Genomic DNA, 14,271 nt, shown 5'->3' on the forward strand with positions numbered 1-14,271 from the left:
GTCCTCCCATTTTTACTGACTTATCATATTCCCCGACACATGATTTACATTTTTCTGTAAAACTGCCTGAAATGGAATTGTTATAACATTTCTTTGATTGCTGCGTAGATTTTCTTATCATCCGGAATCAGTGGAAACTCCAGAGCCGGGCTGAATGGAAGCGGAACATCTGCAGTACCGAGACGTTTCACCGGTGCTTCCAGATCATAGAACACTTCCGGCATGATTCTGGTTGCTATTTCGCCGCTAATACCAAAGCTCTCATGTCCTTCATCTACGATGAGCAGTTTTCCTGTTTTCTTCACAGATTTGATAATTGTGTCTGTATCAAGAGGTACAATAGTTCTCAGATCGATATGATCAACAGAAATACCTTCTTTCTGTAATTTTTTAATTGCTTTCTCTGCTTTTACAGTCATAATAGAGTTTGTTACAACTGTAATATCATCACCCTCGGATACCATTCTTGCCTGTCCGAATGGGATAGTATAATCTTCATCTTCCGGAACATCAAATTTGGTTGTGTAAAGCATTTTATGCTCAAAAAATACAACCGGGTTGTTGTCGCGGATTGCTGTTTTCAATAAACCTTTTGCCTCTGCTGCTGTGGACGGAACAACCACTTTCATACCCGGACAGTGAGCAACCCATGCATGGAAAGACTGGGAATGCTGCGCTGCGGAGGAACGTCCACCACCGATTGGCATACGGATAACCATCGGAACACTTACCTGTCCACCGGACATATAGGTGATTTTTGCCATCTGGTTACAAATCTGATCCATACAAACCATCATAAAGTCACCAAACATCAGTTCAACTACCGGACGGAGTCCACGTAAAGCAGCTCCAACTCCCATGCCGACAAATCCCTGCTCAGAGATTGGTGTATCTTTACATCTTAAATCTCCGTACTTGTCCATCAGACCTTCGGTACATTTAAAGTTTCCACCGAGGAATCCAACATCCTCACCCATATTAAATACAGAGTCGTCTCTTGCCATTTCTTCATCTAATGCTTCCCGAACGGCATCTCTATACATCATATTTTTCATTTTCTGTTCCTCCTCTTAATCTACGAATACGTCGGTATAGGCTTCTGCCATATCCGGATATGGACTTTCTTCTGCAAATTTGCATGCTTCCTGAATCTCTTTTTCCACCATCTCTTTAATCTCTGCGATTTCTTCGTCTGTCAGAAGTTTCTTATCCTCAAGGATTTTCAGTGGCTCTTTTGCTTTCCACTCCTCTACTTCTTCCTCCGGACGATACAGACCAGGATCACCTACGTGATGTCCCTGCCAGCGGTAGGTCATACACTCAATAATAGTTGGTCCGCCGCCTTTTCTTGCCTTTTCTACTGCTTTCTGTGCTTCTTCATATACTTTAAATACGTCATTTCCATCAATTGTGATACCCTCGATACCGTATCCAGCTGCACGTTTTGCAATGTGATACTCTTTTGTTACACGACGGATATCTACGGAAATACCGTACAGGTTATTTTCTACAACATATACGATTGGGAGATCCCATGCTGCTGCCATGTTGATACTCTCATGGAAAGTTCCTTCATTGGAAGCGGAATCACCAAAGAAACATACCGTTACTTCATCTGTTCCTTTATATTTGGATGCATATGCGGAACCGGTTGCGATTGGGATTTCTCCGCCTACGATACCATTTGCTCCAAGGATTCCTTTGTCCATCGCCATGATATGCATGGAACCACCTTTACCTTTGGAATATCCGGTTGCTTTTCCAAGAATCTCTGCCATCATCTTGTTCAGATCTGCCCCTCTAGAAACCAGATGTCCATGTCCTCGGTGTGTACTTCCAATGAAGTCACGTTCCTCCAATGCACCACATACGCCGGCTGCTACTGCCTCTTCCCCCAGATACAGATGTGCCAGTCCCGGCATCAGACCTCTTTTGTAAAACTCAAATACTTCTTCTTCAAATCTTCTGGTCCGATACATAATTGTGTAAAACTCTTTTGCTTTCTGTTTTTGTTCCTGCTTTGTCACGTCAAACCTTCCTCCCTTTCAGAAATTTGATTGTTATTTTTTGATACTCTATATATAGCAAGAAGCATGCCATCTTTTTTTCGCATTTTTTGTGTCATTTTCTTCTGTTTTTCCGTTTTTATGTGACATTTTGTCACGTATGTGCTATCATTTTATATGACACACATGTGCATGACACACTTTTTATGTGACACCCGATGCTTACGGACATGACACATAGGAATATTATCTTTTTACAAGAGAAGGGAATAATTATGATCTCAGATACTTATCTGTCTGCTTTAAAGCAGGCGCGCAAAGATTTTATGGAAGGTACCGGACATCCGGAAATGATCATCCGGGAAGAAGTACTGGATTCCTGGCGGCGTTCCAGGGCATTTCATATCAATGCACAGGATGCCCGCTGCAACATTTTAACACAGGAACAATTACAGAAAGTCATTGCAGAAAATCAGGTGCTTTATGACATTGCTTCTTCATTTATCGATTATCTATACCAGATTGTAAAAGGCTCTGGTTTTATGATCATGTTTGCAGATCAAAACGGACATGTTCTGAAACTCGTAGGAGATGCAGACATTGTAGAAACGGCTAAAAATCAGGATATTCCATTGACAGAAGGCAGCTGCCGTCTGGAATCAGTGCTTGGCACAAATGCCATCGGCACACCTCTTTTTTCCGGTAAACCGATCCAGCTTTTTGCTTATGAACATTACTTTGAGCTCAGCTCTAACTGGACCTGCTCCGGCGCTCCGATCCTGCTCAAAAACAAGATTCTCGGTGTCATCTGCATCAGTGGATCCTGGGAACGTGCTCATCCACACACCCTTGGCATGATAATGTCTGCAGCAGAAGCCATTTCCCGTCAGCTTTATCTGACAGAAGCAAACGAACATCTCACAGCCATGCGGAATCAGCTCCAGACCAGCATCGATTCCATCCACAGCGGTATCGTCCTGCTCGATGCAGATTATAATATTTCCTATGTAAATGCGATTACACTGCATGACCTGAAATTTACAAAAGAAGACGTATTAAATCATTCCTACCGGGAGATTTTTCCAAATCTGGAACTTGAAAAATTAAAAGAAAATACATACGATTTTGAGACAACTGTCTGTGGAAAACAGGAAGCCTTTAAATGCTATATCAGCGTTAAATTTGTAGCACCAACAAACTACAGCAATAAAGAAAGTTTTCTGATTTCTTTCCGGAAGACCGAATATATCCAACAACTGGCTAACAAGGTTATGGGCTCAGATGCTCATTATACTTTTCATAATATTATCGGCGAGTGTCCTGCACTGCAGCGTTTAAAAGGTCTTGCCCTAAAAGTCGCACAAGGAAATACCAGTGTTCTGATCACCGGGGAAAGTGGAACCGGAAAAGAATTGTTCGCCCAGTCCATCCACAATAACAGTCCACATTCCAACGGTCCTTTCGTGGCAATCAACTGTGGTGCCATTCCGAAAGATCTGATTGAAAGTGAGTTATTCGGTTACGATTCCGGCGCTTTTACAGGTGCCAAAAAAGAAGGCCGTGCCGGCAAATTTGAGCTGGCAAACGGGGGGACGATCTTTTTGGATGAGATTGGCGATATGCCTTACGAAGTGCAGGTACGACTGCTGCGTGTGCTTCAGGAAAAATCTGTCACACGCATCGGCGGCAAAAAATCCATTCCGTTAAATGTACGCGTCATTGCCGCAACCAATGTGAATCTGGAGGAAGCGATTGAAAATCACATATTCCGAAGTGATCTGTATTATCGGTTGAATGTTTTCAGTCTGCATATTCCTCCGCTTCGTGAACGCGGCGATGATATTTTCCTGCTGACAGATTATTTCCTGCAAAAGTATCAGAATCCTCAAAGTGAACCGATTACGAAAATCTCAGAAGATGTTCGATCAATCTTTGCAGCTTATACCTGGCCAGGCAATATCCGGGAACTAGAAAATGTCATTGAACGCTGCTGTATTCTGACCTCTAACGGAATGCTGACAAAAGAAGCCCTTCCTATTAATATGCAAAAGATACTCACGGCAAAAACGTTATCTCAAAAGGGAACAACTGACGGGCATGCTTCCCAAAGTACCACGAACAATGCTTCTTTCGAGAATTTATCTGAAGAATATACGCGTTCTAAAGAAGATATTATGATGTCAGATGTTCCAAAAAATATGCAAACTACACTTCAAAACGGACATTTAGCTTCCACGATCACAGCTGAGGAATCCGAAAAAATACTGATTATAGAACACCTAAAACAGTGTGGCGGAAATGTAAAAAAAGCATCCGACAGCCTTGGTATAAGCCGCCGCACACTTTATCGTAAACTTGAAAAATATGAAATTGTTCCGGCAGAAATCCGATATCTGACTCACCGATAGGATACGAAAGGTGGAACAAGCATTCATTGTATCACCGAATGATGCAAAAGAGAGCAGAAAAACTTATCCCCCCTGTAGCTGACGCTCGTCTTGCCGGGAAAAGTTTTCTCTGCTCCCTTTATTTACGTTATTTTTTTCGATAAAATCTTTCTTCCCTGTTTACCTTACCGTCTGATATAGATCTGAATCTGCGAAAAGTCTACTTTTTCCGTATCCGTAATTCCCTGAAATGTTGTATCCAGTAAACACTCATCGATCAGATTTCCCTCTGTCTTTATATCGTGTTGTTTCGCCCATTCCAGCAATTCGTCTACTGCTTTCCGTTGATAGGGCATGTCATACCGATTCATACACAGATACTCTCCTGCCGGAAGTGTCTTGACATTTTCACTATACTGCGCTATATCAATCTCTGCATCCTCCGGCAGATAAATAAATCCACCTGCTTCTTTCAACCAGTCCTCATTTTCCAGATTTTTTTCCGGGAAAAATGCTCCCCACCCAAGATCATCTGAAAAATTCAGCTTTCCAAGTTCTTTTCTGATATTCATAAACGTCTGATACAGTTTACTTCGTGTCATGAATGTTGTTCCCCATGGCATCATAAACAGCATTCTTTTGGGGAAATATTTGATCATTGGAATCGATACTGTGTATAACTCCAGTCCTGCCCGCTCTAATGCATAAATCCGGTTGTTGATTTTTTCCACTTTACGGTTCATGCTTTCAATATCTGTCAGCATCTTTTCCCGCGACACCTTCAGTCCCTTCTTGATATTATCCAGACTTTTCTTTTTAATATTTGCCTTGATAACTTCCAGCGGAACATTATTATTCTTCAAAAAAAGAATTTCCCGCAATTCCATGATCTGACTTGTTGAATATTTCCGGTATCCATTCGTGTCAATAAATTCCGGCTTAAACAAATCAATGGAATCATAATAAATCAATGTCTGCCGCGACACCCCAACCGTATCTGCCAATTCTTTCACTCCCAACCACTGCCTGTCTTCCATTTAAGTACCTCCTCTTATGTTGAAAAGTTTATTTGACTTTTACCCCCCCCCAGACCATGGACTGAAAACCGCGCATTGTATTTTCCCATATAATCATTATAACAAATTTTTCTCACATTTGGATTTCTTTTCAAAGTACAAAAACCGAAAATTCCCGGAATTTCTCCGGGAATTTCGTTTTCCGTCATATACGCATATTTTTATGTATCTGCCATCCGATCATACAGTAAAGCGAACATTCGCAATCCGCTTTCGCTACTTGCTCATGAACGCAGTCGCTTTGCGACCTGCGTTCAGATTACAACGTTTCCTGTAATCTTCCTGCAAATTGCATACTGCGCGGTAGACTTTTTTATCCTGCTGCAATTTTGTTACGTCTATAGTCGGAATATATTGACCAATAAGCTGATCGGCCTTTACTTCCCTAGAAGGTTTTAAGAGAATTGAGGTATATAAATAACTTGCATCCAGAATCTTTCCCTCCGCATCAGAAGCTGCAAGAACATACATCCGCAATGCGAAAAATTTACCATTGATTCCACGAAATACACGGGGTGCTTTTGCACCAAGCCGGTGAAGTATGTTATTCATTTTTACTACCTGAAGATATTGAAAGAATCCGGTAATCGCCCAGATTACTCCTACAACAATAATAATGTTTGAAATTGTATAAATAGATATATGTCCCATATCTTTCACCAGCCTTTTTCAAAATTTTATTTCGTGTTTTCCAGATCTTTTCGTTTCTTCGCTTTTCCAACTCCAATCAGGCAGCTTACTGCAAAAAATGCCATAATGCACATTACACCTATCATATATACCTGAGCAACACTATCTGCCATAATATGTTCTCCTTCCTGCTATTTCTTTCTGTGTGTCAATGTGTAAATTAACTGACCGCATGCACACAATACAAGAATTAATACAATTGTAATAATAAAAAGTTTTAAAAACATCCTGTACCTCCTGTCTATTTCTGCTGCTCTCTCATTTTTGCTTCTGCAATCTTGTAATATCCCGGCTCGCCATTTTTACTTACAAGATTACCAATCACAAGAATTACGATTGTCAGAATACATGTTACATATGCATTCGGTAAAGTTACGCCGATTGCACCTGCAACGGCTGCCTGAATACCGGTAAAGGACCATAAAATGTTTGCAATCCAGGAAATTGCCAGTGCTGCGATCGCAACTTTCGAATTTCTTTTCCAGAACAGTCCAAACGCAACCAGGAAGAATACCGGGATTACCCATGAGAATACCCATCCAATTGCATCAAGAATCGTCGGTAATGCAGTTGATGTGATCATTGCACATACCGCCAGAATGACGATGAGGATTCTTGTCATATTTGTTGCCTGTTTCGGAGTTGCCTTCGGATTAATGTAACCCAGATAAATATCATTTACCCAGATTGTGGACGGTGTCAAACTTGTCATTGCAAAGGTTGAAAGAATTGCTGCCAGTAACGCTGCCAGTAAAACGGCACTGATCCAGCCTGGTAACAGATCAACCAGCATTGTCATAGCTGCTTCTTTTGCTCCAGCTGCCGCATATTCCGGTATCGCACGTGCTGCCAGACCAAGAATTACCGCAAACACACCAAATAAACCATTTAATGGAGCTGCCAGCCATACCGAACGACGGATTGTTTTCTCGTCCTTCGCACTCATCATCGTCTGCATCAGCATCTGGGAAATACCCTGACAAAATGTAACTGCAATAATCTGACCTACAGCAAAGGATATAAACAGGTTTGCATTTCCAAACACATTTGTCATAAATGCTTCTTCACCGGTAAATGTATCCATAATAAAATTAAAGTTTCCACCCGGCATCTTAAATGCTACTGCTACTGTTGCAATAATCAGACCAATATACATAACGGTTGCATTTACTACATTTACAGCACCAAGTTCTTTCATTCCAGCAAAAACAACCCAGAGAATACCGATAATTGCACCTACAATAATAGAATTCTGAAGCGGCCATCCCGTCAGTGCGGTAATAACAATACCCATACCCTGACATTCCAGAACAAGTACGCCCCAAACCTGTCCTGCCATCGTACAGGAAATTGCCAATGCTACCCCAGGACCATACATATCTTTTAAAAGTTCTGGTACTGTAGTAATACCGAAATGGCGAACCCACTGTCCGGTTGCAAAACAGGCTACAACAACCATTAATACATGCGCCAGACTGAACCAGATTGCTATTGCACCCATTCCGTAAGACATTTCAAATACACCTGTAATATGTGCCGAACCTAATACCGTCAACGCAATCGTTGGTGCCAGTGTAATAACTCCCATGTTACGACCTGCCAGAAGGAAATCTTTATCATCCCCACTTGCTGCAGCAGTATGGGCTTTTTTCTTTTCTACCGCCTTTAAAACCATCGAGACGATTGCTACTACTGCTATTTCATATATAATAACAGCAAGAATCAATCCAACTTTCATCTTCTACCTTCCTCTCCTTAATAAAGAAAACGGCAGACAAGTCATAATTTATAGATTTGTCTGCCGCCTTCTTTAATACCTATGTTTGTTTGTAAAAACTGTTACCTAACGGCAAGGGCTTAATGATAAAGCAAAACGTACGCACTGTTTACTTACATTTTCAATCTCCCATTTTGTTCCCATTGGAATAACAACAGCATCTTCCTGTCTGTTCATTTCCAGTTTTTCACCATCAACAGTTGCAACACACTGACCATTGTACATATATGCGATCACGTCAGATTTTGGAGTATCCAATGTCAGTTTTGCACCCGGATATACATCAACAATATGGAATTCCTGTGTCGGAGAACCTGTTATCTCTTCATCTGCCAATGTAAAGAAAGTTACACCTTCTTTTTCTGTTACTTTTGCATCATTTACGTTCTTGATATACGGCTCAGACTGTTTAAATCCTCTTGGACAGAGTGTAACAAGGAATTTCAGATTTGCAGTTCCATCCGGATACATCTCATGGTCATAATTACCTGGTGTCCACATGATATCGCCTGCTTTGTAAGCATAACGTTTTCCGTTCATCATGGAATATCCTTCACCTTCCAGAATATAGAAAATGTGATCTGCCGGACCGTGGTTTGCGATTAATGCAGCTCCGCCATATGTAATCTCACAGGTTGAAAAATACTGATATGTCCACTCTGTTCCTGCCGGATCATAGCCCATCTTTGCTGCATTTGCAAAAGGTCTGGAATGTGCGCCTACGTGCTGAACCGGTGCCATATCTCTCATATCATAAAAATTCTGTACATATGCTTTAAAACTCATAATAATATCCTCCATATCCTATTAATCTTATTTATCCTATATATCCTGCTTAGTTTACTTATTACTTTTTATCTCTTATATCCACATGCATCTTCCAGAACCTGTGTCAGAATAGAGAAATCTTTCTCTGCTCTGCCTGTTGCAGAAGCTGCCTGAAGCTGCTGTCTTGTGATTGCTGTAGCAGGCATGGATACGCCATACTGTTTTGCTGCATCAAATGCAAGATCCAGATCTTTCATCATCAGTTTTACAGTAAATGCCGGTGCATACTCGCCTTCTGCGATTAATTTTGCTTTGTATCCGCAAAGTGGTGAACCTGCTGCAGAACCTGCAATAACTTCACAGACCTGAGCAACATCCAGTCCAGCTTTTTCAGATAATACAACTGCTTCTGCTTCAATCTGCATGGTAGATGCGATCATTGTATTGATTGCAAGTTTCAATACAACAGCCTGTTCTGCATCACCAAGATAGAACTGGTTTTTTCCAAGAATTTCAAAATAAGGAAGAACAATATCATAAGTATCCTTATCGCCGGAAGCAAGAATACCAAGTGTTCCGTTCTGTGCCAGCATAGTACTTCCTGTAACCGGTCCACGGATCAGTTTGCATCCTGCGCTTTCTACTGCAGCATTCAACTCCTCGGACTCAGCCGGAGCAACAGTACTCATGTTGATCACGATTTTTCCTGCTGTCAAGCCTGCAACTACACCATCTTCGCCCTGTGTTACGGCTTTTAATGTAGGTCCGTCAGAAACACAAATGAAAATAATATCGCAATTTTCGCCGATTTCCTTTGGTGTTGCTGCAAGTTTTGCACCTTTTGCTACCAGTTCGTCCGCCTTGGATGCAGTACGATTCCATACTGTAAGATCCTTTCCTGCATCAAGCAGACGATTGCTCATTGGTTTACCCATGTTTCCAAGTCCAATGTAACCTAATTTTGCCATTTTTTTATCCTCCTTTTTATATGAAGGAACTGTTACACCCTTTTATGATTTCCCCCTGATATAGCAGTCCCTGCAAATCATTGAAACATTTTGTCTTACGGGAACATACAGCCTGCAAAACCACAGGATACAATCTCGTCAGATGGGAAGTGTGTGATTACTTCGTGTCCGGTTTCTGTAACAACAATTTCTTCCTCAATTCTCGCGGAACCGGTACCGTCTTCTGACGGACACCAGGTCTCAATTGCAAATGTCATGCCCGGTTTAAACTCTAACGGATTATCCAGTGAGAACAGGCGGGAAATTGCCGGATTCTCCCACAGACCAAGTCCGATACCATGTGCAAACTGAAGCAGGAATGCCTCTTTTTCATCATTAAATCCAAGTTCCTGTGCGGACGGCCATACTTTTGCAACATCTGCTGTCGTAGCTCCCGGTTTGATCTGGTCAATACCGTCACGAATCCATTTCAGTGCTTTTGCATACGCTTCTTCCTGTGCTTTTGTCGGTCTTCCACAGGAGAATGTACGGTAATAACAGGTATGATATCCGTTATATACATTTCCTACATCAAAATAAACCAACTCACCTGGTCGAATCATACGATTGGATGTTGTATGGCTATGTGGATTTCCACGCTGACCGGAAATACAGTTTACAAACTCTACAGACTCAGCACCCCATTTAAACAACTGATGCTGGATCAGTGCTGCCATCTCATTCTCAGTTGCACCCGGACGAAGATTTTTTGCAACATCCCAGTATGCAGCATCAACCATTGCTGCTGAGCATTTCAATAACTGAATCTCGTCATCTGTCTTGATCATTCTTGCATTGACCATAACAGCCTGGCCATCACCAATCTTGACGCCTGCTCTTTCCAGCTCCTGATATAATGGAATATCCACAATATCAATTCCAAGTGGCTGATCAAAAACATCATGTTTTTTCAGGTAGCTGATAATTTCTTCTACTTCTTGCTGTACCATGCCGACAGAAGCCGGAATGGAACCTCTCATAGAACCAACTGCAGGCATGATGTTTTCCGGACGAATCCATGAAACACGCTGTCTCTTGGACGGGCAGGCCGGATCAAACAGAATCGGCTGATCATATCCGTCAATCAACAAACAGTGACGATTCATTTTATTTCTGTTCCACTCGCCTACATGTGTACCTGTAATGTAGCGGATATTGTCAAAATCGTAGCAGAGCAATGCTCCAAATTCTGACTCATGTAAAAATTTCTTTGCTCTTTCGAGTCTCTCTGAGTGAAGTCGCTCAAAGTTAATATTATCCTCGAAATCAACCCCGTTAAATCCTGATCTTGGCATAACTTTTTCTCCTCCTAATTTGATTTTCGGTTATGTGTTCTTTATGGCTTTATCCTATCCCTTCATCTTGCTATAAGGTCAACCACAAAGTCCTTGCAAAAATTACCATATTTTTGCACAGTTGTTTTTGACTTTCTCGTCATTTTCTGCACATATTGCACAATTCTATGCTTATTAAACTATAACATCATATAACTGCAAACCTTATAGTCGGCTATAAAGTTGTGATAACTAACTGAAAATCCAGAAAAAAAAGAGAACATCCAACAGCCTACATACGCCGCCAGGTGCTCTCTTTTCCATGTTCAGATTAATTCTTTGCTCTATTTTTTTCTTTATAAGTATAATCCTAATTTCTCTGCGTTTTTATAATACAGTTTCTCTTTTTCTTCTTCTGTCATCGGACAGGTATCAAGATACGCCACACATTCTTCCATATGCTCAAATGGATAATCTGTTCCCAACATAATACTATCAATGCCAATTGCAGCCCGTGTACATTCAAACGCCGGTATAGATGTATTTCCGGAAGTCGTCACAAAAATATTCTTTCCCCAATAAGCGCCCATCTGTTCCTTATTTTTTTGTTTTGGATTCGGCAACCAGCTAAAACGATTCTCCATTCGTTCCATCAAGAATGGAAGTGCTTCTCCAAAATGTCCCAATACGATTTTCAGATCAGGAATCTCATCAAAAATTCCAGACAGAATCATGCGTACAATACTTCCCATTGTATCAATCGTAAATCCAAGCCCCGGTGCCGCCATCGCATAACCATATTCGTTAAACTTTGGCTGATGTGATACAGTCGGATGTAAATATGCAAAAATTCCAAGATCTGCAACTTTTTTCCAGACTGGCCAGAATTTTTTCTGATCCGGATCAATACCTGCACCATAATTGGAATGAGTCTGCCACATCACAAATCCATAGTCTTTCACACAATGTTCCAGTTCTTCTACTGCTGCATCTACATCCAGTATCGGTAAAATAGCTGATCCCAGAAACCGTCCCGGAAATTCCTGCATCACTTTATATAAAGCATCATTTGCCTTTTTGCAGGCAATGCGACTTTCTTCCGGTGGCAATGCCTCAATACCCGGAGCCAGAGAAATGACAGCTTTTTCAATTCCTAGTTCATCCATTATTTTTAATCTGATATTCGCAAAATCCAGTAAATTTTCATAGAATTTATCCTGACACATCGCGATTCCTTCCAGCCAGTGAATCGTATTTGTTTCCTTATCCCAGTATGGATAATCTCCTTTTGCTCGCGACTGTAATGCCTCCACGGAACTAATGTCATAAAAATGGTTTTCCAGATCAATCTTCTTTATCATCTTATCCTTCTCCTTTTTCCTACTACTCGTTTTTATTTCCTACATTGCAGATAAATCCTGCAATCAGATAGATGGCAGGTACGATCATAACCAGTGCCATATACTGAACTTCTGCTATTTCATAGATAAATGTCATCTTTCACACTCCTTCTACTGTTCATCATAATCTTTGATAAACCCTCCGGCAATTGTTGCTGCAACTGCCAAAATGACACATACTCCAATTCCTTTTAACATAAACGCTGCAAACCAACTCATATTTACGCCTCCAATCCCATAATTTGCATGCATACTTATCTGATTCCATGTTCTTCCTTCCAAAGTATCATGTAACCTCGTTCTCCTTTTGTTACTGCATAGGAAATCACCCCTACTACAATACAAACAATCAAAACAATATAAATCAATGGCAGTGTAATGCCAAGTATAGATGGCAACGGTGTAAATGTATAAAGTAAAATTACAATCCACGAAACACCCATCGTCGCTGCTGCACCAACCCGGCTCTGTTTCCAGAACAAACCAAACACCAATGTAAAAAATAACGGGGTAATCCATGCAAAGGACCAGTTTGCACTGTTAATGATATTCGGAAGTTTGGAAGCAATTGCCATTGCAACAACACCAGTAATAACAATCATAATGCGTACGACCATCGTTTTCTGTTTTTCTGATGCGTCCCGGTGCTTCAGAATATAAATATTATTTAAAAATATGGAGCCAAGTGCCATGGTAGTGATTGCAAAAGTAGAAAGAATTGCTCCTAAAAATGCTGCCAGCAACAGACATACTACCCACCCTGGCATCATCTGTATGATAACCTGTGTACCAATTGCCTGTCCTGTTGCTTTCACACCTTCCGGAAGTGACAGATTTCCTGTTTCTACCATATATTTTCCTGCCAATCCCATTGTCATGGTAATTAGTCCGAAAATACCATTTACCGGTGCTGATACAAGAACAGCTCTCTTAATATCCTTTTCACTTCTTGCAGCAATTGCAGACTGCACACCCATCTGTGAAACGGATTGTGCACAAAGCAATGCCAGAATATTATTTAAAGCAAATGAGAAAAATACCCCAGGTGCGCCAAAGAAATTTAACATATGCTCCTGACCGCTGTTCATAAAATAAGCTTCAAAATCGCTCCAGCCATTTCCCGGAAGTACATGTCCTAAAATAATTGCTGCTGCGATCAGACCAACATACATCACGATTACATTCACAACATTGACCATACCAACTTCTTTCATTCCTGCTATGATCACATAAAAAATTCCAATAATTCCACCGATGATTGCCCCCATTGCAACAGATACTTTGCCGGCAGATAATGCATTAAACACAGTTCCAAGTCCTTGCGTTTCTATCGTAAGAATAACAAATGTCTGAAGTGCTATTACCGCACACACAAATAACCGGATTTTCTGACCATACATTTTTCCAAATAATTCCGGCATGGTTGCAACTTTCAGTCTTCGTACCCAGCGCCCGGTTCCAAGTGATATCATGATCAGTGGAAATATCGTTGCTATGGAAAACCATGCTATAACTGCCCCAAGATTAATAGCCTGCTGCATGATACCAAAAATTTTTACAGTGCCTAATAATGACAATGCCAGTGATGCCCCTACCACAGGCCATGTCATGCTCTGTCCCCCTGTTGAGAAATCATCTCCAACCGTAGCCTGTCCATCCTTATTCTTTCGCTCTTTCATCTTAAGGTATAACGCACAGCCTCCGATAGATACGATCTCATACAAAATCACTACCACTATGATCACTGAAGTGTTCATACCCTATTTTCCTCCTTTCCAAGTCCCATACAGTCATTACATTTCTTTCCTCCTCTCTACTACAATATATTTATGGTTAATATCCCTTACAGCCAGTAAGGAATTATCCATCTTGTTGCTTAAGCTGTT

12 protein-coding genes are annotated in these 14,271 nt (G+C 41.0%); 1 reads left to right on the forward strand and 11 read right to left on the reverse strand.

Annotation, left to right across the window (positions count from 1 at the left end):
• Positions 1-80 precede the first annotated feature (80 nt).
• Positions 81-1,055, reverse strand: coding sequence for an alpha-ketoacid dehydrogenase subunit beta (locus tag Q0I54_RS02535; protein ID WP_296116174.1), 975 nt, complete (start codon positions 1,053-1,055; stop codon positions 81-83).
• A gap of 15 nt (positions 1,056-1,070) precedes the next feature.
• On the reverse strand, positions 1,071-2,027 hold the full coding sequence (locus Q0I54_RS02540; RefSeq protein WP_296116176.1) for a thiamine pyrophosphate-dependent dehydrogenase E1 component subunit alpha: 957 nt from the start codon (positions 2,025-2,027) through the stop codon (positions 1,071-1,073).
• 254 nt (positions 2,028-2,281) lie between these two features.
• On the opposite strand from Q0I54_RS02540, the gene Q0I54_RS02545 reads away from it, so the two are divergent.
• Positions 2,282-4,414 carry a sigma-54-dependent Fis family transcriptional regulator gene (locus Q0I54_RS02545; protein ID WP_296116178.1) on the forward strand — a complete coding sequence of 711 codons (2,133 nt, stop codon included), beginning with the start codon at positions 2,282-2,284 and terminating at the stop codon, positions 4,412-4,414.
• Between the two features lie 164 nt (positions 4,415-4,578).
• Here Q0I54_RS02545 and Q0I54_RS02550 read toward each other — a convergent pair whose 3' ends face one another.
• From Q0I54_RS02550 to Q0I54_RS02590, 9 genes are all read right to left on the reverse strand, one after another.
• Positions 4,579-5,430 (reverse strand): MerR family transcriptional regulator, encoded by an 852-nt coding sequence (locus Q0I54_RS02550; RefSeq protein ID WP_296116179.1) that lies wholly within the window; start codon positions 5,428-5,430, stop codon positions 4,579-4,581.
• Between the two features lie 255 nt (positions 5,431-5,685).
• Positions 5,686-6,120: a transcriptional regulator GutM gene (locus Q0I54_RS02555; RefSeq protein WP_177957394.1), complete on the reverse strand. Its 435-nt coding sequence runs from the start codon at positions 6,118-6,120 to the stop codon at positions 5,686-5,688.
• A 26-nt stretch (positions 6,121-6,146) separates the two neighbouring features.
• Positions 6,147-6,272, reverse strand: coding sequence for a hypothetical protein (locus Q0I54_RS02560; RefSeq protein ID WP_296116183.1), 126 nt, complete (start codon positions 6,270-6,272; stop codon positions 6,147-6,149).
• A gap of 128 nt (positions 6,273-6,400) precedes the next feature.
• Positions 6,401-7,897 carry a sodium:solute symporter gene (locus Q0I54_RS02565; RefSeq protein WP_296116184.1) on the reverse strand — a complete coding sequence of 499 codons (1,497 nt, stop codon included), beginning with the start codon at positions 7,895-7,897 and terminating at the stop codon, positions 6,401-6,403.
• A gap of 105 nt (positions 7,898-8,002) precedes the next feature.
• Entirely contained in the window at positions 8,003-8,722 is a 720-nt protein-coding gene (locus Q0I54_RS02570) for a cupin domain-containing protein (RefSeq protein ID WP_296116186.1), read from the reverse strand.
• A 68-nt stretch (positions 8,723-8,790) separates the two neighbouring features.
• Positions 8,791-9,672 (reverse strand): NAD(P)-dependent oxidoreductase, encoded by an 882-nt coding sequence (locus tag Q0I54_RS02575; RefSeq protein WP_296116188.1) that lies wholly within the window; start codon positions 9,670-9,672, stop codon positions 8,791-8,793.
• A 95-nt stretch (positions 9,673-9,767) separates the two neighbouring features.
• Entirely contained in the window at positions 9,768-11,006 is a 1,239-nt protein-coding gene (locus tag Q0I54_RS02580) for a Xaa-Pro peptidase family protein (protein WP_109214390.1), read from the reverse strand.
• A gap of 335 nt (positions 11,007-11,341) precedes the next feature.
• The gene (locus Q0I54_RS02585) at positions 11,342-12,346 is read right to left on the reverse strand and encodes an amidohydrolase family protein (protein ID WP_296116190.1); all 1,005 of its coding nucleotides are present in this window, start codon (positions 12,344-12,346) and stop codon (positions 11,342-11,344) included.
• A 293-nt stretch (positions 12,347-12,639) separates the two neighbouring features.
• Complete coding sequence (locus Q0I54_RS02590; RefSeq protein ID WP_296116192.1) at positions 12,640-14,142, reverse strand: sodium:solute symporter; 1,503 nt, start codon at positions 14,140-14,142, stop codon at positions 12,640-12,642.
• Between the last annotated feature and the right edge of the window lie 129 nt (positions 14,143-14,271).

The sequence above is a fragment of the uncultured Eubacterium sp. genome (genome assembly GCF_934295145.1).
In the GTDB taxonomy this organism is placed as follows: domain Bacteria; phylum Bacillota; class Clostridia; order Lachnospirales; family Lachnospiraceae; genus Eubacterium_I.